This window comes from Marinicauda algicola (assembly GCF_017161425.1).
GTDB lineage: Bacteria > Pseudomonadota > Alphaproteobacteria > Caulobacterales > Maricaulaceae > Marinicauda > Marinicauda algicola.
In genome coordinates, this window is the sequence record NZ_CP071057.1 from 2,531,405 (window position 1) to 2,551,233 (window position 19,829).

Below are 19,829 nucleotides of genomic sequence, written 5' to 3' on the forward strand. Positions count from 1 at the left end.
CGCTCAATAATCCGGCTCCGCGTCGTAGGGCCAGCCCGCAGGATAGTCGCCCGGCACGCGGCCCTGGAACCGGGGCGGGCGCTTCTCGAGAAAGCTCATCACGCCTTCCTCGGCATCCTTGCTCATGCCGCGCCGCAGGATCGCCCGGCTCTCCTCGCGGTGGGCGGCCATCGGATGGTCCGCGCCGAGCATGCGCCAGGCCATGGTCCGCATCATCGACACCGAGACCGGCGCGACGGCGTCGACGAAGGCGCGCGCGCGGGTGTGGGCGGCTTCGAGCACGGCTTCGGGCTCGGCGAGTTCGCCGACGAGACCCTTGTCGAGCGCCTCCTCGGACAGGAAGGTCCGTCCGGTCAGGCCCCAGTCGAGCGCGGTGGAGATGCCCACCACGCGCGGCAGGAACCAGCTCGCGCAGCCGTCCCAGACGATGCCGCGCTTGGCGAAGGGATAGGCCATCTTCGCGCCCTTCGCCGCGATGCGCACGTCCATCGGCAGGATCATGGTCGCACCGATGCCGACCGCGGGTCCGTTGATCGCGGCGATCACCGGCTTCGCGCTGTTCCAGATGCGCAGGTTGAGCATCCCGCCGGAATCGCGCCAGCGCGGGTCTGTCTCGTCGAGTTCGCCGCGCTCCTGCGCCTTGGCGACGGCGTTGAAGGTCTCCGCGCCGGTGGTCAGGTCTGCGCCTGCGCAGAAGGCCCGGCCCGCCCCGGTGACGATGACGGCGCGCACCTCGGGATCCGCGTCGGTACGGTCGAAGGCGTCGATCAGCTCGCGGCCCATCTCGAAGGTGAAGGCGTTCATCTGGTCGGGGCGATTCAGCGTGATCGTGGCGACATGGTCGCTCACCGCGAGCGCGATCGTGGAATAGGCCATGGCACGTCCCCCCTTGGGCATTCCGGCGCGCCGGCGCCGGCGGGTGCCAGTAGAGCCGCCGGCGCCGGCAAACGCAATGCGTCGCCGACGCCGGCCCGCTCGCGCGCGGAGCGAAGCGGAAACCGGGCCGGCACTGTCCGCGGCGCCTGGCCGGAGCTGCGCATACGGAAATTCGGTCCGCAGCGTAACCTTCCGCGCCGCTGGGGCGTTTGGCTTCGTACGGAGCCGGGTCGCATGCGATTTCCCGCATGCGACCCTCCCCCAGCGGCAGAGCGAGATCGATGGTCGACGAGGACAGTCCGAAGAAGCGAGAGGAGCAGGCCGCAGAGGCCAGCGCGGTCGAAGGCAAGCGCGCCGAGGAGGAGGTGCGCGAACGCGTGCGCCTGGGCGCGCTCGCCATCTTCGAGATCGTGCGCCGCGAGGGCGCGGAGGAATTGCGCCGCCCGTCGAGCTCGCTGTGGTGGTCGGGCGTGGCGGCCGGACTCGCGCTCGCGCTGTCGGCGGCCGGTGCGGCGATGTTCCACGCCTATCTGCCCGATGACGGACCCGCCCGGCTCGTCGTGCCGCTCGGCTATGTGATCGGGTTCCTGATCGTCATCTTCGGCCGGCTGCAGCTGTTCACCGAGAACACGATCGCGGCGATTCTGCCGCTCGCGGTGGAGTTTTCCGCCAAGAACTGGATCCGCGTCGGACGGCTCTGGGCGATCGTCTTCGCGGCCAACCTGTTCGGCGCGCTGATCGCCGGCCTGGTGTTCAATTTCACGCCCATGCTCCAGCCGGGCATCTACGACGCGCTGATCGAGATTTCCGAAAAGGCCGTCATCCAGCCCTGGTTCACCGTGTTCGCCCGCGCCGTGCCCGCCGGCTTCCTGATCGCGGCGCTGGTCTGGATGATGCCGAGTTCCAAGGGCTCGGAATTCCTCGTGGTCTCCAGCATCATCTACGTGCTGGTGCTCGGCGGCTTCACCCACGTCGTGGTCGGCGCGACCGAGGCGCTCACCCTCCTGCTCGCCGGCGACATCTCGGTCTGGCACGCCACCTGGGGCTTCACCGTGCCGGCCTTCCTCGGCAATGTCGCGGGCGGGGCCGCCCTGTTCGCCATGCTCGCCTACGCCCAGATCCGCGACGAGGTGCGGACGGGGATCAGGGGCCGGATGATCTGAAGCGCCTAGCGCGTTCCGGGCCGGGCGAACTGGTCCGGCTCGAGGTCCGGATTGGTTTCGAAGCTCTCGATGAGGGTGAGCTGGGCCCGCTCTCCGGTGCGAAGGTTGACGCGCTCCTGGCGGAAGGCGCGCTGGACGCCGTCCACCTCGCGGTAATCGCCGTAGAGGGTCTCGAAATATTCCACTTGCGGATCGAGATCGGGATGCAGCGCGAATTCCGACCGCCGCCTGGCGAGCAGGCAAGTCTGCGGGTCGATGAAGAGCCTGGCCTCGAAGCCGCCGGAATAGACGACGTCGATGGTGTGGTAGACGGTCCCGTCCACCAGCGCCTCCTGGCCCGGCGACACCGAATGGCCGAGTTCGCCGAATTCCTGCAGGCCGTAGAGATTGTCCGCGAGGCCTCGGCGCAATGCGCCTTCGCCCTCCGCGCTCAGCCCGCTCACCTGCGCGGGGTCGACCAGCATCTGCCAGCCGCTCTTCCCGTCGAGCGCCTCGGTGAAGACGCGGGTCTCGCCATCGAAGATGTCTATGCGCATGAGGCCGTCGCGCGAAGCCCGGTAGTCGCCGGTCACGGTGAAGGCCGGCTCCGTGATCTGGACCTTCACCCGGACGGCCTCGACCGCTTCGAGCGCAGCTTCCCCGCCGAGGGCCGCGAGATGGCAGGCCAGCGGATCGGCGTCTGCGGACGCCTGCGCGCCGGATGCGCCCGTGGCCAGAGCGAGGCTCAAGAGAACGGGGTGGAACATGTGCGGCTCCTATCCATCTACGGAGCGCACGCTCAACGGGGCTTCGCGCGAGCGCCAGTTAATCCTTGTTAAGAATCTACCGCAGGGCCGCCAGACGGTACGCCTCCAGCCGCTCGCGCCCCTCGTGCGGGATCGGCGTGGGCCTTTCCCCGTCGGTGTTGACCAGAACCGTCTCGCAGGTGCCCACGCACTCGCCCTTCTGGAACAGGGCGAGCGCGATCGTGTAGCTCGAGGTGCCGATCCGCAGGATGCCCGCGCGCACCTCGACGTCGCCGGGATAGTGGGCTTCCCTCAGATACGCGATGTGCACGTCGGCGATCAGCAGGCGCATGGCGTGGGCATGGCGCGTCTGCGGCGGGAAGACGGTGCGGTTCAGATGCGCCCGACCCTCCTCGTAGAAGCTGCCGATGGCGACGTTGTTGATGTGGCCGAGCGTGTCGAGATCGCGGAAGCGGCTCGGCACCGTGACGCAAAGCGGATAGGTTTCGCGCTTCAGGCGCTTGGGATCGGGCTTCATCGCGGGCGTTCCTGTGGAGTGCTCGGCGCGAGATAGGCGGAAGGGGGAGGCGAAATCAATGCTTTCAGATGACGACCGGCGCGCGATCCTCGACCTTCAGGCCCGCTGGCTGGAGGCCGAGATCGCCGGCGACCTCGCGCGCGTTGGCGCCCTGCTGACCGAGGACTGCCGGATCTACGTGCCCGACGGGGCGATGTGCGCCGGCCGCGAGGCGGTCCTCTGCGGGCTCGAGGGCCCGTTTGCGATCCGCGACGTGCGCGTGGAGGCGGTGGAGATGCATGGCGGTCCGCGCCACGCCTGGAAGAGCGCGCGCTTCACGACCGTCTTCGACGATGACGGACGCGCGGTCACGATCACCGGCCATCATGTCTGGCTGCTGCGCCGGAGCGATGCGGGCTGGCGCGTGGCCGGGCTGAGCTACGAGATCGACTGAGCGTGCCGCTGCGGGCGTCCGGTGCTAGACTGCGCCGGCGGCCTGCGGGGCGGGCGCACCGCCTGCCGCCCTTACCACCTCTTTACCCCCGGCGGGCTAAGCCTTGCGGGAAAGGATGCCTTCCATGACGTCGATCCGCCTTGCCTGTGCCGTCCTCGCGCTCGCGCTCTCCGCCTGCGGACCGGGTTTCGATCGCGAGGCCCTGTTCGAGGCGGCGCCCGAGGCGGTGCGCGCCGACCTGCAGGCCGCCGACCGGCATATCCTGGTCGTGCGCCATGCGCGCAAGATCTCCGAGGACTGCAACGCACTCGACTGCGCCCTGTCGGAACGCGGGGCGGCGATGGTCGACCGCCTGGCCGAACTGCTCGGCCCCAGGCCCGTCGGGGAGGCGATGGCCTCGAGCGCCTGCCGCACGGTCTACACCGCGCGCGCGGGCAAGGCCGACGTGGTCCAGCACCAGCCCGCCCCCGGCCTCGACACGCCGTGCGGCGGCGGGGACGCCGTCGCGCGCTCGCGGGCGGTCGCCATGCTCGCGGCCGAGGAGAGCGGATCGCGCTGGACGCTGGTCGCCGAGCATTCCAACACGGTCTGCCTGTGGATCGCGGCCTTCGCCTCTGTCGAAGGCACGCCCTGCGCGGCTGGCGATCTCGGATCGGATGCCTATGGCGACATCTTCTGGCTCTACCGGGTCGACGGGGACTGGCAGGTCACGGTGCTGCTGGGCGCCTTCGACGTCGCCGAGGCCGAAGCCGGAGAGAGCTGATGGTCCAGCGCGTTCTCTTCGTGTGCACCGGGAATATCTGCCGCTCGCCGATGGCCGAAGGCGTGGCCGAGGCGATGGCGAGGCGGCTCGGCAAGACGCGCCTGGAATTCGACTCCGCCGGGACCGGGGACTGGCATGCCGGCGAGCAGCCGGACCCCCGCGCCATCGAGATCGCGAAGGCGCGCGGCTACGACATCGCCGGCCAGCGGGCCCGCCAGGTCAATGACGAGGACTTCCGCCTGTTCCACTACATCGTGGCGATGGACAACAGCCACAAGCGCTGGCTTCTCAACGCCCGCGCCGCGCGCCAGCTGCCCGAAAAGCCGGTCTCGCTGCTCATGGACTGGTCGGTCGGCCAGGCGGGCATGGAAATTCCCGATCCCTACTATGCCGACGCGGCCGCCTTCGAACGCGCCCTCGACCTGATCGAGAAAGGCGTGGAGGGGCTCGTCCGGCGCGCCTGAGGCAGGGCGCCGGCGGCGAAGCCGGTGCGGCAGGGGACCGGCCGGGTCTTCATGTCCCCGTCTGCGAGGCTCGCGGCCCAGGCCGCAACTGCGCAACGATCCGCCCTGCGGCCATGTCGAGTTCGCACCATGCCCGCCCTGGCCGTCGCGATCTGTTCTGCCGCCTAGGCCGACCCCCCTCCGGCGCGCTATCTCATCGCCAAGACGCAACGCACGAGACCCGCCCTTGGCCCCGCCGCTTCTGACCCTTCAGGACATCCATCTGACCTTCGGCGCGAGCCCGCTGCTGACCGGCGCGGAGCTGAGCGTGGAGGCGGGCGACCGGATCTGCCTCGTCGGGCGCAACGGGTCGGGCAAGTCCTCGCTGATGAAGATCGCCGCCGGGCTCGTCGAGCAGGACGGGGGCGAGCGCTTCATCCAGCCCAACGCTACCGTGCGCTATCTCGAGCAGGACCCCGACCTCACCGCCTTCGCGACCGTGATGGACTATGTCGCGAGCGGCCTCGCGCCGGGCGACGAGGACTACCGCGCGGTCTATCTGCTGGAGGCGCTCGGCCTCACCGGGGACGAGGAGCCGGCCCGGCTGTCGGGCGGGGAGGCGCGCCGGGCCGCGCTCGCCCGCGCGCTGGCGCCCGATCCCGACATCCTCATGCTGGACGAGCCGACCAACCATCTCGACCTGCCCGCCATCGAGTGGCTGGAAGACGAGCTGAAATCGCGCAAGGGCGCGCTGGTCCTGATCAGCCACGACCGGCGCTTCCTGGAAAACCTCACCCGTGCGGTGGTCTGGCTCGACCGGGGCGTGACGCGCCGTCTCGACAGGGGCTTTGCCCATTTCGAGGACTGGCGCGACGAGGTCTTCGCCGAGGAGGAGCGCGAGCAGCACAAGCTCGACCGCCAGATCGCGCGCGAGGAAGACTGGATGCGCTATGGCGTCACCGCCCGGCGCAAGCGCAATCAGCGCCGCCTGGCCGATTTCAAGGCGCTCAAGGAGAAGCGCCGCACCCATCGCGGCCCGCAGGGCCAGGTGAGCCTGGAGGTCAGCGATGCCGACACCTCCGGCAAGCGCGTGATCGAGGCGAAGGGGCTCACCAAGCGCTTCGGAGACCGCAAGATCGTCGAGGACTTCTCCATCCGCATCGCGCGCGGCGACCGGGTGGCGATCGTCGGACCCAACGGGGCGGGCAAGACGACGCTGATCAATCTGATGACCGGCGCGCTGCAGCCCGATTCCGGCAGCGTCAAGCTCGGCACCAATCTGGAGATCGCCACGCTCGACCAGCGCCGCGCGGCCCTCAAGCCGGGGTGGACGCTGTCCGAAGCCCTCACCCAGGGCGGCGGAGACCAGGTCGAGGTCGCCGGCAAGACCCGGCACGTCATGGCCTACATGAAGGACTTCCTGTTCAAGCCCGAACAGGCCCGTACGCCCATCGAGGTGCTGTCCGGCGGGGAGCGCGCGAGGCTCATGCTGGCGCGCGCGCTGGCCCTGCCGTCCAACCTGCTGATCCTGGACGAGCCGACCAACGATCTCGACCTGGAAACCCTCGACCTCCTGCAGGACATGATCGCGGACTATGCCGGCACGGTGATCCTGGTCAGCCACGACCGCGACTTCATCGACCGCACCGCGACGTCCACGATCATGTTCGAGGGCGCAGGACGCTGGCAGGAGTATGCGGGGGGCTATTCCGACATGCTCGCCCAGCGCGGGGAAGGCGTCAGGGCGCGCAAGGCCGAAGCCGCCCGGCAGCCCGCCGTCAGGCCCGCCGCGGCGAAGCCCGCTCCGGCGAAGGGAAAGGCCAAGCTCTCCTTCAAGGACAAGTACGCCCTCGACACGCTTCCCGGGGAGATCGAGGCGCTCGATCTGAAGATCAAGGCGCTCGAGGAGGAGATGGCCGACCCGAAACTCTTCTCCAGGGACCCCGCACGCTTCGACGCGGCCAGCCGCGAGCACGCGAAGGCGCTCCAGGAAAAGGAGGCCAAGGAGGAGCGCTGGCTGGAACTGGAGATGCTGCGCGAGGAGGTGGAGGGCTAGACCCTACTGCCCCGCCATTTCCGCCCGCACCCGCACCGCCGTTTCGGGAAAATCGGTGAACACGCCGTCCACGCCGAGCCCATAGAGCGCGCGCAGCTCGTCCTCCACGGTTTCGCCCGTCAGCGGCTCGCGATCGTCGCGAACCGTCCAGGTGTGGACCTCGAGCCCGAGCGCGTGGGCGGCCTCGAGATAGCCCGTGGACGAACCGTCCGGGTTCATGAGCACGCCCTTGTAGGGCCCGACCGCGTCGGCGAACCGGGCGATCTCCTCGAGGCTCAGCCCGCTCGCATCCGCGCCGGGCTCGCCGGAATAGAGCATGGCCAGGCGCACCTCGCTCGCTTCGTTCAGCCGCATCAGGAAGGGGGCGTCGAAGCTCTGCACCACGACGGGGGCGTCGGCCCGGTCGAGCCCCCTTGCCTCCAGCGCGGCGAGCAGGGCGGGCAGCGGATCGAGGCCGAGCGCGGTGTATTCCGCAGGCAGCTTGACCTCCGGCTCGATGGCGATCGTGCAGCCGCATTCGGCCTGCTCGGCCGACACGAAGTCGAGGAAATCGCCGAAGGTCAGGACCGGGCTGATGCCGTCGTGCGCGTCGCTGCGGTCCTCCATGACCTGGCGGGTCCTCAGGGTCTGCAATTCGGCGGCGGTGAAGTCGGCGACCCACCAGTCCTCGCGCCCGAAGCGCTCCACGCTCCGGCCGGCGAATTCGGGCCGGTCGGCGATGTCGGTGGAGGTGGAGAGGTAGGGATCGTGGCGCACGATCAGCACGCCGTCGGCGGACATCTGCAGATCCGGCTCGAGCACGTCCGCACCCTGCCGGAGCGCGAGTTCGAAGGCCGGCAGGGAGTGTTCCGGCCTCAGCCCGCTGGCACCGCGGTGGGCGATCACGAGCGGCGCCTCGCCGTCCAGGGTGTTCCAGCCGGCCTCGGCCGGGCCACCCGTTTGCGGCGCGCCGCACGCGGCAAGCCCCGCCATCGCCAGAACCGTCAGTGTCGCGCGCATCGTTTCGCCCTTCCCTTTCGTTGAGCCGGAAGCCTAGTGTGAGCCGATAGCGCGGAGGAATGACAATTGAGCGACAGGACGCCCTTCGAGACGCTGGCCGACGCGGCGGAGCGCTACGGCGAGCTCAGCCTGGAGAACTATGCGCGCATCCGCTCGCTCGCGGAGCGGATCTCGGCAGGGTTCTGCGGTTATCTGAGGGGTAATTCGCCACACCGGTGCTGCTATCTGGTGCCGCCCGAGGGCAACTGGGCGCCGGCCGATTTCCGCTCCGGCGCCTTCTCGGTCTCCGGCATGCGGTTCCTCCCCCTCGGACCGATCCAGTTCGGCCTCGCGGTGCGCGTCAGCCGGACCGGGGACTGGATGCGCCTCGTGCTCACGGCGGCGAAGAACGGCGAGGCGATGGACGTCCATGTCGCGCAGGGCGAGACCTACACCTTCTCCATGCCGCTCGACGACGCGGAGATGACGGCCTTCTTCGCCCATCTCCACAGCCATCTCGTGGACTTCTTCGAGGACCAGTCGCGCCATTACGAGCACGGCGAGTATGGCGGTGGCGGCGGGATCGGATTCGATTTCATGGAGGCCGGCGCCGAGCGCGATTCCGCGCCCGATACCGACGAGATGCCGCCGCGGGCCAAGGGCGGCTAGATCAGGGAGAAGACGAGGTCGCGCACCTCCTCGAAGCTCCACAGGCCGGCCGCCGCACCGGCGAGTCCGATCGCGAGAACGGTGAACTTGCGCCGGCGCGCCCAGCCGAGCGCGATGCCGATGCCCCGGAAGGTGGCCGTGAGGCCGACCAGGCGCACGGGCAGGCCGAGCGCGAGGCTCGCGGCGAGCGCGAGGATGACGATCTGGGCGGACTCCGGCAGTGCGCTCATGGGCGATCCTCCACAGCGGGCCGGCGATCATAGCATGTCCGAGGCCCGGTGCGCAGGGATTCCTAGAGGAGGATGCCCGTGGCGAGATCGCGCACGCGCTCCAGCGACCAGGCGCCGCCGAGGCCGCCGGCGAGGGCCAGCGCACCGAGCGCGAGGCGGCGATGGCGCACGAAACGGGAAAGACCGATGAGGAGATTGACCGTGGTGCCGGCGCCCAGCACGCGGACCGGAAGCCCGACGGCGAGGCTCGCGGCGAGCGCGAGGGCGACGATCTGAAGTTCGGGGGTGAGGCCAGTCATGATGAAGTCTCCCAGCTCATTGCGAACGGGAGCGATCCAATCATGCCGCGCCTGAGGCTTTCCTGACCGCGCCGGTCATCCTGCGTTCATCGCCCGGCTCAGTACGGGCCCGTCGGATCGATCGGATCGTCGACCGGACCGGGTCCGCCGGGCTCGGCCGGATTGCAGTACGGCCAGCTCGCGCTGTTCGGCCCCTGGCCGGGGCAGGTGGTCTCGCCTTCGGGAATGTTGATGCAGCCGGCGAGCGCGAGCGCCCCCGCCAGGACGAGTGCGTGCGCGCCGGCGCGGCGCACGCTGTCTGACAGCGATCGGACCATGACCCCTCCTTGCCCTCGTAGCGCGCACTCTTTCCCCAATGATGGCGTGGGGCAAGCGCACGGGCTGCTCAAAGGCGAAAATAAGGTTCACGCGGCCTTAACCGCGCCCTGATGTTGTTGGAGAAGCACACCCCGGCCTCCAGGGCCGGCCGGAGACCGTCAGGCGCACCCATGGCCCGAAAACCCGTCCGCCGCAGACCCGCCGAGCCGAAGGCGCGCTTCCCGTGGCTGCGCGCGTGCGCGAGCCTTGCCGTGATCGGTGCGCTGGGCCTCGCCTGGCTGGTCGTCGCGCTGGCGCGCGACCTTCCTGACGTCTCCGAACTCGCGCCGGCCGAGCGCTCCGGGGCGGTGACCCTGCTCGACCGCGAGGGGCGCACGATCACCCGGCGCGGCGAGGGCGCGGGCGAGGCGATCACCGCCGACCACCTGCCCGAGCGCCTCGTCGAGGCGGTGCTGGCGGTCGAGGACCGGCGCTTCTATTCCCATTTCGGCATCGACCTGATCGGCACCGGCCGGGCCTTGCTGGCGAACCTGCGGGCGGGCCGGGTGGTCCAGGGCGGTTCCACCATCACCCAGCAGCTCGCCAAGAACCTCTTCCTGTCCCCGGAGCGCACCTACAAGCGCAAGGCCCAGGAGATGCTCCTGGCCCTGATGCTCGAGCATCGCTATTCGAAGGAGGAGATCCTCGCCCTCTATCTCAACCGGGTCTATTTCGGCGCCGGCGCCTGGGGCGCGGACGCCGCAGCGCGGCGCTATTTCGGCACCTCGGTGCACGAGCTCGAGATCGGCGAGGCGGCCCTCCTGGCCGGGCTGCTCAAGGCGCCCTCGCGCTATTCGCCGGCGAGCGACGCGCGCCGTGCGGCGGTCCGCGCGACCGTCGTGCTCGACCTGATGCACGCGACCGGCGCGATCACGCAGGAGGAGCGAATCGCCGCGGCCCGCGTGCCGATCCGCGTCTCGCGCGGTTCTTCCAGCCCCGGCGCGGGCTGGTTCGCCGACTGGGCGCTCGCCGAGGCGCGCGAACTCGTGCCGGGAGAGACCGGCGACCTCGTCGTGCACACCACGCTCGATGTCGACGCCCAGCGCGCCGGGGAACTCGCCCTGACCACGGGTCTTGCCGATCCCGAACTCGCCCGCGGCGCCACGCAGGGCGCGCTCGTCGCGCTCGACGCGGCGGGCGGGGTGCGCGCCATGGTCGGGGGCACCGACTATGCCCGCTCGCCGTTCAACCGCGCAGTGGCCGCGCGCCGCCAGCCGGGCTCGGCCTTCAAGCCCTTCGTATACGCCGCCGCCTTCGAGGGCGGATTCACACCGGACGACCGCTTCGACGACGCCCCGGTCGCCTACGGCAACTGGACGCCGGAGAACTACAATCAGCGCTATGAAGGCGAGATGAGCCTGGAACAGGCCTTCGCGCGCTCCTCCAACGCGGTCGCGGTCCAGCTCTCCGAGGCCACGGGCCGGGGCTGGGTGATCCGGACCGCGCAGCGGCTCGGGATAGAAAGCCCGATGGAGAATACCAGGGCCGTCGCGCTCGGCGCCTACGAGGTCACCCCGCTCGAGCTCGCCGGGGCCTATACGCCCTTCATGAATGGCGGTTTTCGGGTGCGCCCGCACGCCGTCCTGCGCATCGAGCGCCCGGACGGCAGCGTGCTCTACGAGCGCGCCGCGCCCGAGCCCGAACTCGTCCTCGCCGGGCGGGTGCGCGCCGAGATGGACCGGTTGTTCGCCGCCTCCGTCCGCGAGGGCACGAGCCGCAATGCGGCCGTGCCCGGCCGGACCGTGCGCGGCAAGACGGGGACGACCAACGACAATCGCGATGCCTGGTTCGTGGGCTGGGCGGACGGCATGATCGCGGCGGTCTGGACCGGCAATGATGACGGCTCGCCCACCGAGCGGGCCCTCGGCGGGGCGGGCCCGGCACACATCTTCGCCGGCTTCATCGCCAACGCCCCGGCCGAGCCCGCGCCGCTGACCGGGCTCCTCGCCGCGCGCCCGGCGCCCGCGCCGGCCGCGCAGTCCGGGGAGGCGTCCGTACCGGACTCCGGCGATGCGATCGGCGCTCTGCTGCAGCGCCTGGGCGCCGGGGGCGACTGAGGCCCGCCGCAGCGCGGTTGCAAAAAATTCAAGTCCTTGACCCGTGCGGGGCTCGCAAAATCGCCCGATTTGGCTTTATGGTCTCCCGCACAGAGGGTGGCGCCGTGCCGGCGCCGCCCGGCCAAAGCAGTCTATCGGGGACACCTCATGAAATTCTCAGCCCTCGCCTCCTCCAGCGCGCTCGCGCTCGCCCTCGCCCTCGGCCTGTCCGCTTGCGGGGACGAGGACGCGGGAGCCGGCCGCGACCGTCCGGCGGCCACCGAGATCACGCAGGAAGAGGGCGAGGCGGGCCTTGCCGCGCTCAACCTGGAGCAGACGCCGCAGCTCAGCTGGCAGGACCGCCGCTTCGAGGACGGCGTCTTCACCTTCTCCGAACTCGCCTTCACGCCCGAAGGCGGCGGGGAGGGCTTCACGATCGAGCAGCTCGTGCTCGCCGCGCCGCGGGTGAACGAGGCCGGCACGGTCGAGTTCGACCGCCTCGAGGCGCTGGGCCTTGTGGCCGGCGAGGGCGAGGAAGAGGTGCGCGTGGCGCGCGCCTTCGTCGACTATCCCGGCCCCGGCCTCGCCGCGGCGATCGCCGACATGCTCTCCGGGCGTGCCGCGGACGAGGCCTACGAGGTGAATGTCGATGACATGACACGCTTCACCTTCGAGGGCGTCGGGGTCGAGGGCGTCGAGATGAGCGCCACCGAGGAGCTCGAATCGCTCTCGATCACCGGCTTCACCTTCGAGGCGTTCGACGGCGAGACGCTGGGCGCCATGGTGATGAGCGGCTTCTCGATGTCGGCCGAGGACGAGACCGGCGCACCGGTCCATCTCGGGCTCGGCGAGTTTCGCGTGGAGGGGCTCGACGGGGCGCTGTTCAAGTCCATGGCCGACGCCGAGGGCGACCCCCAGGCCGCCATGGAGGCCATGTCGAACTGGATGATGCCGACCAATCTCTACGACAATTTCGCCCTGCGCGATCTCGACGTGAACGCCGCCGGGGTGCGCATCGCGATGCCCGAGATGACCTCCCAGGTCCGCGAGCGCGGACAGGAGGTGGTGATGACGAGCGCCATGCCGTCCCTGACCATCACCGGCGAGCCGGGCACGCAAGGCGGCGCCCAGATCGCGCAGGCGCTGGAGATGCTCGGCTATGAGAGCTTCGACCTCTCCATGCGCGGGGAGTCGGTCTACGATCAGGAGACCGGCCGGGTGACGACGCGCGGCGACAACTATGTCGAGCTCGAGGACGGTCTGCGCATCTCGATCACGCAGGACATCGGCGGCTTCAACGAATATCTCGAGCGCTATTCGCAGGTCATGGGCGAGCTGTTCGCGCAGGCCGAGACTGCCGGCGAACTCGGCGCGCTCGATCCGCAAATCAACGCGATGATGCTCGATCTCTACGATCCGCTGATGCTGCACTCGATGACCGTCGCGATCGAGGACCGCTCGATCCTGCAGCGCGGCATCGATGCGGCCGCCGCCCAGCAGGGCGTGACGCCGGAGGATGTGCGCAGCCAGCTCGTCGGCCTCATCGGCATGGGCGTGATGATGGCCCCGCCCGAAGTGCCCCGGCCGCTGGTCAGCTCCCTGTCGCAGTCCCTGATGAGCTTCGTCCAGCAGGGCGGCACGCTCGTCATCTCCGCCGATCCCGAGGAGCCGGTCTCGCTCGGCGCGGTGATCGACGCCGCCCAGGCCGGCAATTTCGATCCCGGCCAGATCGGCCTCACCGTGGCCCACGAGGGCGGCGAAGCCGGCGGGGAGTGATCCCCGCCCGGTTCGGCCGGAGATATCCTCCATCGCGGGGGAGGAGGGGAAAATCGCCTGGCGTTCCACGGAGTCTCCTGCCTTCCCCGTCACCCCCCAAACCGCGCAGCGGTCATCGCGGGGCGCGCCCCGCGCGCCCGGGATGACGGCCCCGGAGGGCGAACTTCAGGACTGCACGGCGGCTCTCAGGCCGCCCGCTTGCCCGTCTTCCGGGTGGCGTGGCGCTTCATGAAGGCCTTCATCATCGGCGCGATCTCCTCGCGGAAGCGGCGGCCGTTGAAGACGCCGTAATGGCCGACGCCGGGCTGGATGTGGTCCTGGCGCAGCGCATCGGAGAGGCCGGTGCACAGCGTGTGGGCGGCCTGGGTCTGGCCGATGCCGGAAATGTCGTCGTTCTCGCCTTCCACCGTGAGCAGGGCGACGTCGGCGATGGCGGCGGGACGCACCGGGCGCCCCTTCACCGTCATGGTGCCGTTGGGCAGCTTGTGCTGCTGGAACACGTCGGAAATGGTCTGCAGGTAGAATTCCTCGGTCAGGTCCATCACCGAGAGATATTCGTCGTAGAAGGCGCGGTGGCGGTCGGCGCTGTCGCCGTCGCCCTCGACCAGGTGCTGGAAGAAGCGCCAGTGCGCGTCGACATGGCGGTCCCAGTTCATGTTGATGAAGCCGGTCAGCTGCATGAAGCCGGGATAGACCCGCCTCAGCGCGCCGGGATAGACCGCCGGTACGGTGTGGATGAGCTGGTCGCGGAACCAGGAATAGGGCCGCTCCTCGGCGAGCTTGTTGGGAACGGTCGGCGATTTGCGCGCATCGATCGGCGAGCCCATGAAGGTCATGGACAGCGGCCGGTTCTCGTCGCCGTCCTCGGCCATGAGCGAGACCGCCGCGAGCGTGGGCGGGCCGGGCTGGCAGACCGCGACGACATGCACGTCCGGCCCGATCGCGGCGATCATCTCGCGCACGTACTGGACGAAGTCGTCGAGATCGAAGCGGCCCTCGATCACCGGCACGCGGCGCGCATCGGCCCAGTCGGTGACGTAGACCTCGCAGTCGGGCAGGAAGGTCTCGACCGTGCCGCGCAGCAGGGTCGCATAATGTCCGGACATCGGCGCGACGAAGAGGACCTTCGGATCGCCTTGTCCGGACGAGGTCTTGCGCGCCGCGGCGAGCGCCTCGCGGTCGCGCCGGAAATGGATGAGATCGCAGAAGGGTTTCGACCACACCGTCTCGATGGCGAGCGGGACGGCCTCGCCTCCCACCTCGACCGTCTCGAAGCCCCAGTCCGGCTTGCCGTAATAGCGCGTCAGGCTCTCGAACACGTCGGCGGAGGCGGCCATGGCCCGGCCCGCCAGCGTGTCGGCCATCGGATTGAGCGGGTTGCGCAGGGCCTGGCGCGTGGCGTTCGCCGCAGCCCGCCAGGGCATCATCGCGGCACGTCCCATTTCGAGGAAGGAATACAGCATCGCGGGTAAAACTACTCCCGTTGGCGGGCGCGCGCGGCGCGCGGCCCGGCAGGACAGGTCACGAGGATCGCCGGCTTTCCTCTAGAAAGTCTTGCAGCCGCGCCGCGATCTCCCCGGGCGTGGCGTGATGGGGGAAGACGTCGACGAATTCGCCCTCGCCGTCCATCAGGTAGATGAGGCTGGCATGGTCCATGGTGTAGCCCGCCGCGCTGTCCGGATCCTCGACGCGCGCGTAATACACCCTGTAGGCCTCGGCGGCGGCGCGGATCTGCTCCGGGCTCCCCGTCAGGCCGGTGAGATTGGCCGGAAAGGCGGGCGAGTCCACGTACTGCGCGAGCACCTGCGGCGTGTCGCGCTCGGGATCGACGCTGATGAGGAGGGGCTGGAAGACGGCGCGCCGGTCCTCGGGCAGGCGCGAGAGCGCGTCGGCGAGCACCTGCAGCGAGAAGGGGCAGACATCGGGGCAGTAGGTGAAGCCGAAATAGATCAGCATGGGCCGGCCGGCGAAATCGGCCTCGGTCACCGTCCTTCCGGTATGGTCGACGAGGGTGAAGGGCCCGCCGATCTGCGCCTCGCCGGAGGTGCGCACCATCGGCGCGGCGCCCTCGCGCTCCACCGCGCCGCGAGCGAGCAGCAGGGCGAACACCGCGACAAGCGCGGCCAGGCTCGCGATCGCGGGCAGAAGCCAGACCGGGCGATCTTTCAGGTTCATGCAAGTCCTCGTTCGTCGGCGCGGCATCGACCTATATAGGGCCGCAGCCCCGCGAATGCTCATGCTGCAGTGCACCAGCCCGTCTTGTCCACCCTGTCGTGGAGTTGCGCGCCTGCACACGGCGCGGGGCGCGGCGTTCGGCCCCGTTGACGCGGCGGGCCCGGGGCCGTCCCCTGTCGCCGGCGGCAGATGAAGGAGTGTGCGATGCAGGACGGCGAACCGGAATGGGAGGACCTTGCCGAGCAGGACCGGCTGAACCCGATCTTCGGGCGGATCAGGCTGCGCACGCTGGTGCTGCTGCGCTGGCTCGCCGTGGGCGGGCAGACGGCGACCGTGCTCGGGGTGCATTTCGCGCTCGGCTTCGAGCTGCCGCTGATCGCCTGCCTCGCGGTCATCGCGGCGAGCGCGCTGCTCAATGTCTGGCTCTCCCTGGCCCTGCCGCTGGCCCGCTTCGCGCGCGATCCCGAGGCGGCGGCCCAGCTCGGCTACGACCTGGTGCAGCTGATGGTCCTGCTGGCGCTGACCGGCGGGCTGACCAACCCGTTCGCGATCATCATGATCGCCCCGGTGGTGATCGCGGTGGCCTGCCTGCCCGCGCGCTGGTGGGTGGCGCTCGCCGCGCTCGCCATCGCCGGCTCGCTCGCCATCTCGCTCTGGCACTTCCCGCTGCCCTGGCGCGGCCCGCGCGAGGCGATCCTTCCCGCGACCTACCAGATCGGCATGTGGCTCGCGCTCGCCATCACGATCGCCTTCACCGCGGTCTACGCCTGGCGCGTGGGGCGCGAGGCCAAGCGCATGAGCACGGCGCTGACCGCGACGCAGTTCGTGCTGGCGCGCGAGCAGCGCCTGTCCGCGCTGGGGGCGCTGTCGGCCGCGGCCGCGCACGAGCTCGGCACCCCGCTCGCCACGATCCAGCTGACCGCCAAGGAGATGCTGAAATTCGCCGAGAACGAGACGGTGAAGGAGGATGCCGCCCTGCTCGTCTCCCAGGCCGAGCGCTGCCGCGACATCCTCAAGCGCCTGTCGCGCACCCAGGAAGCCAGCGACCGGATGCACGACCGGCTCACCCTGCGCGCCGCGCTGGAAGAGGCGGCCGCGCCGCTGAAGGGGCTCGGCGCGGAGATCGGCATCCATCTCAATGCGCTGGAAGGCGATCCCGAACCGCCCGTGCTGCAGCGGCGCGCCGAGTTGCTGTACGCGCTCGGCAATTTCGTGGAGAACGCGGTCGACTACGCCGCCTCGCGCGTCGACATCACGGGGCGCTGGAACGGCGAGCGCATCACGGTGGAGATCGAGGATGACGGGCCGGGCTTCCCGCCCGACGTGCTCGCCAAGCTCGGCGAGCCCTATGTCACCACGCGCCGGGGGCGGGAAGGCAGCGGCGGGCTGGGGCTCGGCGTGTTCATCGCCATCACCCTGACCGAGCGCATCGGCGGGCGGGTCGACTTCTCCAACGCCTCGCCGCGCGGCGGCGCGCGCGTGACGCTGACCTGGCCGCGCGCGGCGCTCGCCGCGCGCGAGGAGGAGGCGGTGGCGACCGCCTGAGACCGGCAGCGCTCGAAAGGTTTGAGGCGGCGGCACAAAAGGCTATATCCCTTCCCGAATGCCGGACGGCGCGAAGACGGAAGGAGTGGCCGATGAGCGAGACCGAACTCGACCTGCCCGAGGACAAGAGCCTCCTCATCTGTGACGACGACACGCCCTTCCGCACGCGGCTGGCCCGCGCGATGGAGCGGCGCGGCTTCGAGGTCGTGGAGGCGGCAAGCGTCGCCGAGGCCCTGAAGATCGCGCGCGAGACCCCGCCCGCCTTCGCCGTCGTGGATCTGCGCCTGGAGGACGGGGACGGGCTGCAGGTCGTCAAGGCGCTGCACGAGACCCGTGCCGACTGCCGCGCCGTGATGCTGACCGGCTACGGCAATATCGCCACCGCCGTCGCCGCGGTGAAGTCCGGCGCGATCGACTATCTCTCCAAGCCCGCCGATGCCGACGACGTGGTCAAGGCCCTGCTCGCCAGCCCCGACGAGAAGCCCGCCCCGCCGGAAAACCCGATGAGCGCGGACCGGGTGCGCTGGGAGCACATCCAGCGCGTCTTCGAGCTGTGCGACCACAATGTCTCGGAAACCGCCCGGCGCCTCAACATGCACCGGCGCACCCTGCAGCGCATCCTCGCCAAGCGCGCGCCGCGCTAGCGCCTAGCGCAGCGCCAGCACCTCGCCGAACGCCTCGTTCCAGGGTTCGGCGCGCGCGTGCATGGCCATGTGCACCGTGCCGGCGACCGGGGTGGGCAGGCCGAGCACGATCGGCAGCGCCTGCTGCACGAAGGCGAGGTCGGCGTTGACGGCGGCAATCTCGCCGGGGCCGACTTCCGGGCTCCGCATCTCCAGCCGGGCGCGCGAGTGGACCTCGTTCCCGCTCTGGCTGCGCACGATCGAGTAGCGGAAGGCCGCGTTCTCGCGTGCCTCGTCGAGCGGCGTGACGGCGGGCCAGACATCGTGGCCCTCGGGCAGGGCAATGCTCAGCGTATGCTCCACCGAGTGGGGATAGATCGCGATCACCGCGCTGTCGCGCTCGGCGGCGACCTGGGGAACGGGGGGCAGCGTCTCCACCTGGGCGAAGAGCGGCTGGGCGGTGCCGCGCTTCTCGCCGGTCATGTTCATCGGCAGCACGGACCAGTCGAAGACCAGCGTCCAGCTGTTGGCCTCGCGGTCGTCGACGATGCGCGGCTCGCTGCGGGCCTCGTAGGCGGCGAATTTGGAGGCGAAGCCCTCCTCCATCGCCGCGACGAAGGCCTCCCTGCCGAGATTGGCGACGGCGTATCGCGCATTGTCGGCCCAGATGTCGTGGAAGGTGAGCGAGAGCTCGGCCCCGGCGCGGTCGCCGGCCTGCGTACCCGACAGCACGTAGCTTTCGGCGACGCGCATCAGCGGGGCCTCGTACTCCACCGCCATGTCCACCAGAGAGCGCGCCGGCCCGGCGATGAGCGCCTTGCCGTAATCGGGCTGGGACAGGGTGTCGAGACGGCCGAACTGCTCGAACGCGGTCGGATCGAACCAGTAGCGCCGCCCGTCATGCTCCAGGGTCACGATGACATGGTTGAAGGCGTAGACCGTCGGCGGCAGGCGCTCCAGCCCGCGTCCGATCATCGGATTGACCATCACCGCGTCCGCCTCGACGCCGAGCGCGGCGAGCAGGGAGATCAGCAGGAGCGACTTCGCCTTGCAGTCGCCCTCCATGAGCCGCAGCGTCTCGTCGGGATGCAGCGGCTGGTAACCGCCATCGCCCAGCAGCAGGGCGAAATAGCGGATCTCGCGCTGGACATAGCGCAGCGCCTCGGCGATCTGCGCGTCGCGCGCGGGATGGGCGGCTCGGATGTCGGCCGCGATCGCCGCGACCGCCTCGCTCACCACGGGCTCGTAGAAGGGCGCGGCCCAGGCGGCGATGTCGGCCCAGGCCGGCGTGGTGGAGAGCACCGCGCTGGTATAGGGAAAGTGCCAGGCCGGGATCAGGGGATCGACCGCGGCGGGCGCGTAGGGTCCGTCGTGATAGACCGTCGTCTCGACCTCGCGCCGGCGCATCCGGTCAGGGTCGGCATACGCGCCGAAGGCCGACTGGGCCGCGTCCAGAGGCGCGCGGGCGCGCACGCGCAGCCTGGCGAGTTCGGCCACCGGGCTGTCGAACATGAGGCTGCGGCCGTGATCGATCAGCGCGGGCTGGCCGGCGATGGCGTAGCGCACCTCCACGCGGTCGCCCGGGCGCACGCCCGGGATGCGCACGATGACGCTGACCTGTCCGGTGAAGGCCGGAAGCGCGTTCAGATTCTCCGAATCCACGATCGAGATGACGACGTCGTCGAGCCGCTCGCGCGGCGCATCTGCCGGGCCGGTGAGGACCGAGTGCAGCACCAGCGTGTCGTGGGCCGGGTTGAGCTGGACCGCGAACAGCGAGGCGGGCTGCACGCCCGCTGCGGTGACCACGTCCACGACCTGGTGGGCGTAATGCACGGGAGGGTCGGCCATGGCGCTGGCGAACTCGTCCACGCCGACGAGGCGCAGCCCGTTCTGCAGCGGGGTCGTCACCGCATCGGGGGCGGGCAGCTCGAACGCGTCGACCCAGGCCGGCACCGGCCCAGCATAGATCTCGATCCCGTCATCGGAAAACAGCAGCCGGTCGGTGACGAGCGCGCCGGAACTGGCCAGCGCGGAGCGCTCCAGCCAGGACGGGGCGGTAAGCGCGGCGAGCGCCGCGGCGAAGGCCAGACAGCCGGCGAAGACGGGCCGAAGCAGGAGCACGATGATCCCCTCGTTAACTATTC

The 19,829-nt window shown here is 70.2% G+C and carries 20 protein-coding genes; 10 read left to right on the forward strand and 10 right to left on the reverse strand.

All coding sequences use genetic code 11. The features are described 5' to 3' along the window. Positions 1-3: 3 nt before the first annotated feature. Positions 4-876, reverse strand: coding sequence for an enoyl-CoA hydratase-related protein (locus tag JW792_RS12545; protein WP_135995516.1), 873 nt, complete (start codon positions 874-876; stop codon positions 4-6). Between the two features lie 281 nt (positions 877-1,157). On the opposite strand from JW792_RS12545, the gene JW792_RS12550 reads away from it, so the two are divergent. Beyond that, positions 1,158-2,039, forward strand: coding sequence for a formate/nitrite transporter family protein (locus JW792_RS12550; RefSeq protein WP_158291572.1), 882 nt, complete (start codon positions 1,158-1,160; stop codon positions 2,037-2,039). 5 nt (positions 2,040-2,044) lie between these two features. Here JW792_RS12550 and JW792_RS12555 read toward each other — a convergent pair whose 3' ends face one another. After that, positions 2,045-2,785: a hypothetical protein gene (locus JW792_RS12555; protein ID WP_135995514.1), complete on the reverse strand. Its 741-nt coding sequence runs from the start codon at positions 2,783-2,785 to the stop codon at positions 2,045-2,047. 76 nt (positions 2,786-2,861) lie between these two features. Continuing rightward, positions 2,862-3,302: an acyl-CoA thioesterase gene (locus JW792_RS12560; protein ID WP_135995513.1), complete on the reverse strand. Its 441-nt coding sequence runs from the start codon at positions 3,300-3,302 to the stop codon at positions 2,862-2,864. Positions 3,303-3,360: 58 nt separating this feature from the next. Here JW792_RS12560 and JW792_RS12565 point away from each other — a divergent pair, with 58 nt between their 5' ends. The 4 genes from JW792_RS12565 (at position 3,361) to JW792_RS12580 (ending at position 6,997) form a co-directional block, all read left to right on the forward strand. Beyond that, entirely contained in the window at positions 3,361-3,735 is a 375-nt protein-coding gene (locus JW792_RS12565) for a YybH family protein (RefSeq protein ID WP_135995512.1), read from the forward strand. Between the two features lie 124 nt (positions 3,736-3,859). Continuing rightward, on the forward strand, positions 3,860-4,498 hold the full coding sequence (locus JW792_RS12570; RefSeq protein WP_158291571.1) for a histidine phosphatase family protein: 639 nt from the start codon (positions 3,860-3,862) through the stop codon (positions 4,496-4,498). Further along, positions 4,498-4,962, forward strand: a complete 465-nt coding sequence (locus tag JW792_RS12575) for a low molecular weight protein-tyrosine-phosphatase (protein WP_135995510.1) — start codon at positions 4,498-4,500, stop codon at positions 4,960-4,962. The genes JW792_RS12570 and JW792_RS12575 overlap by 1 nt, the downstream gene beginning before the upstream one ends. A gap of 226 nt (positions 4,963-5,188) precedes the next feature. Next, complete coding sequence (locus JW792_RS12580; RefSeq protein WP_135995509.1) at positions 5,189-6,997, forward strand: ATP-binding cassette domain-containing protein; 1,809 nt, start codon at positions 5,189-5,191, stop codon at positions 6,995-6,997. A 3-nt stretch (positions 6,998-7,000) separates the two neighbouring features. Here the strand turns inward: JW792_RS12580 and JW792_RS12585 are convergent, their stop codons facing one another. Then, positions 7,001-7,996 carry a glycerophosphodiester phosphodiesterase family protein gene (locus JW792_RS12585; RefSeq protein ID WP_135995508.1) on the reverse strand — a complete coding sequence of 332 codons (996 nt, stop codon included), beginning with the start codon at positions 7,994-7,996 and terminating at the stop codon, positions 7,001-7,003. A gap of 66 nt (positions 7,997-8,062) precedes the next feature. On the opposite strand from JW792_RS12585, the gene JW792_RS12590 reads away from it, so the two are divergent. Continuing rightward, entirely contained in the window at positions 8,063-8,644 is a 582-nt protein-coding gene (locus JW792_RS12590; RefSeq protein WP_135995507.1) for a hypothetical protein, read from the forward strand. Here the strand turns inward: JW792_RS12590 and JW792_RS12595 are convergent. From JW792_RS12595 to JW792_RS12605, 3 genes are all read right to left on the reverse strand, one after another. Beyond that, positions 8,641-8,874: a hypothetical protein gene (locus tag JW792_RS12595; protein ID WP_135995506.1), complete on the reverse strand. Its 234-nt coding sequence runs from the start codon at positions 8,872-8,874 to the stop codon at positions 8,641-8,643. The genes JW792_RS12590 and JW792_RS12595 overlap by 4 nt on opposite strands. A 62-nt stretch (positions 8,875-8,936) precedes the next feature. Continuing rightward, positions 8,937-9,173, reverse strand: coding sequence for a hypothetical protein (locus JW792_RS12600; RefSeq protein ID WP_135995505.1), 237 nt, complete (start codon positions 9,171-9,173; stop codon positions 8,937-8,939). A 98-nt stretch (positions 9,174-9,271) separates the two neighbouring features. Beyond that, positions 9,272-9,490, reverse strand: a complete 219-nt coding sequence (locus tag JW792_RS12605; protein WP_135995504.1) for a hypothetical protein — start codon at positions 9,488-9,490, stop codon at positions 9,272-9,274. A 171-nt stretch (positions 9,491-9,661) separates the two neighbouring features. Here JW792_RS12605 and JW792_RS12610 point away from each other — a divergent pair, with 171 nt between their 5' ends. Together JW792_RS12610 and JW792_RS12615 are read left to right on the forward strand one after the other, a co-directional pair. Beyond that, positions 9,662-11,587, forward strand: a complete 1,926-nt coding sequence (locus JW792_RS12610; protein WP_135995503.1) for a transglycosylase domain-containing protein — start codon at positions 9,662-9,664, stop codon at positions 11,585-11,587. Between the two features lie 147 nt (positions 11,588-11,734). After that, a complete protein-coding gene (locus JW792_RS12615) occupies positions 11,735-13,342 on the forward strand; it encodes a hypothetical protein (RefSeq protein WP_135995502.1) in 1,608 nt (535 codons plus the stop codon). Between the two features lie 185 nt (positions 13,343-13,527). Here JW792_RS12615 and JW792_RS12620 read toward each other — a convergent pair whose 3' ends face one another. Then, complete coding sequence (locus tag JW792_RS12620; RefSeq protein WP_135995501.1) at positions 13,528-14,805, reverse strand: polyhydroxyalkanoate depolymerase; 1,278 nt, start codon at positions 14,803-14,805, stop codon at positions 13,528-13,530. Between the two features lie 58 nt (positions 14,806-14,863). After that, the gene (locus JW792_RS12625; protein WP_135995500.1) at positions 14,864-15,517 is read right to left on the reverse strand and encodes an SCO family protein; all 654 of its coding nucleotides are present in this window, start codon (positions 15,515-15,517) and stop codon (positions 14,864-14,866) included. Between the two features lie 204 nt (positions 15,518-15,721). On the opposite strand from JW792_RS12625, the gene JW792_RS12630 reads away from it, so the two are divergent. Then, positions 15,722-17,062 carry an ActS/PrrB/RegB family redox-sensitive histidine kinase gene (locus tag JW792_RS12630; RefSeq protein ID WP_135995499.1) on the forward strand — a complete coding sequence of 447 codons (1,341 nt, stop codon included), beginning with the start codon at positions 15,722-15,724 and terminating at the stop codon, positions 17,060-17,062. A gap of 92 nt (positions 17,063-17,154) precedes the next feature. Further along, a complete protein-coding gene (locus JW792_RS12635) occupies positions 17,155-17,706 on the forward strand; it encodes an ActR/PrrA/RegA family redox response regulator transcription factor (RefSeq protein ID WP_135995498.1) in 552 nt (183 codons plus the stop codon). A gap of 3 nt (positions 17,707-17,709) precedes the next feature. Here JW792_RS12635 and JW792_RS12640 read toward each other — a convergent pair whose 3' ends face one another. Further along, positions 17,710-19,806: a DUF3857 domain-containing protein gene (locus JW792_RS12640; RefSeq protein WP_135995497.1), complete on the reverse strand. Its 2,097-nt coding sequence runs from the start codon at positions 19,804-19,806 to the stop codon at positions 17,710-17,712. Positions 19,807-19,829: the final 23 nt, after the last annotated feature.

What these genes read in the sequence shown, in the direction of transcription:
- JW792_RS12625 (WP_135995500.1), bottom strand. Translation starts at nt 15,517, where the DNA reads ATGAACCTGAAAGATCGCCCGGTCTGGCTTCTGCCCGCGATCGCGAGC.
- JW792_RS12615 (WP_135995502.1), top strand. Translation starts at nt 11,735, where the DNA reads ATGAAATTCTCAGCCCTCGCCTCCTCCAGCGCGCTCGCGCTCGCCCTC.
- JW792_RS12600 (WP_135995505.1), bottom strand. Translation starts at nt 9,173, where the DNA reads ATGACTGGCCTCACCCCCGAACTTCAGATCGTCGCCCTCGCGCTCGCC.
- JW792_RS12605 (WP_135995504.1), bottom strand. Translation starts at nt 9,490, where the DNA reads ATGGTCCGATCGCTGTCAGACAGCGTGCGCCGCGCCGGCGCGCACGCA.
- JW792_RS12550 (WP_158291572.1), top strand. Translation starts at nt 1,158, where the DNA reads ATGGTCGACGAGGACAGTCCGAAGAAGCGAGAGGAGCAGGCCGCAGAG.
- JW792_RS12555 (WP_135995514.1), bottom strand. Translation starts at nt 2,785, where the DNA reads ATGTTCCACCCCGTTCTCTTGAGCCTCGCTCTGGCCACGGGCGCATCC.
- JW792_RS12635 (WP_135995498.1), top strand. Translation starts at nt 17,155, where the DNA reads ATGAGCGAGACCGAACTCGACCTGCCCGAGGACAAGAGCCTCCTCATC.
- JW792_RS12595 (WP_135995506.1), bottom strand. Translation starts at nt 8,874, where the DNA reads ATGAGCGCACTGCCGGAGTCCGCCCAGATCGTCATCCTCGCGCTCGCC.
- JW792_RS12545 (WP_135995516.1), bottom strand. Translation starts at nt 876, where the DNA reads ATGGCCTATTCCACGATCGCGCTCGCGGTGAGCGACCATGTCGCCACG.
- JW792_RS12610 (WP_135995503.1), top strand. Translation starts at nt 9,662, where the DNA reads ATGGCCCGAAAACCCGTCCGCCGCAGACCCGCCGAGCCGAAGGCGCGC.
- JW792_RS12630 (WP_135995499.1), top strand. Translation starts at nt 15,722, where the DNA reads ATGCAGGACGGCGAACCGGAATGGGAGGACCTTGCCGAGCAGGACCGG.
- JW792_RS12585 (WP_135995508.1), bottom strand. Translation starts at nt 7,996, where the DNA reads ATGCGCGCGACACTGACGGTTCTGGCGATGGCGGGGCTTGCCGCGTGC.
- JW792_RS12560 (WP_135995513.1), bottom strand. Translation starts at nt 3,302, where the DNA reads ATGAAGCCCGATCCCAAGCGCCTGAAGCGCGAAACCTATCCGCTTTGC.
- JW792_RS12570 (WP_158291571.1), top strand. Translation starts at nt 3,860, where the DNA reads ATGACGTCGATCCGCCTTGCCTGTGCCGTCCTCGCGCTCGCGCTCTCC.
- JW792_RS12575 (WP_135995510.1), top strand. Translation starts at nt 4,498, where the DNA reads ATGGTCCAGCGCGTTCTCTTCGTGTGCACCGGGAATATCTGCCGCTCG.
- JW792_RS12620 (WP_135995501.1), bottom strand. Translation starts at nt 14,805, where the DNA reads ATGCTGTATTCCTTCCTCGAAATGGGACGTGCCGCGATGATGCCCTGG.
- JW792_RS12565 (WP_135995512.1), top strand. Translation starts at nt 3,361, where the DNA reads ATGCTTTCAGATGACGACCGGCGCGCGATCCTCGACCTTCAGGCCCGC.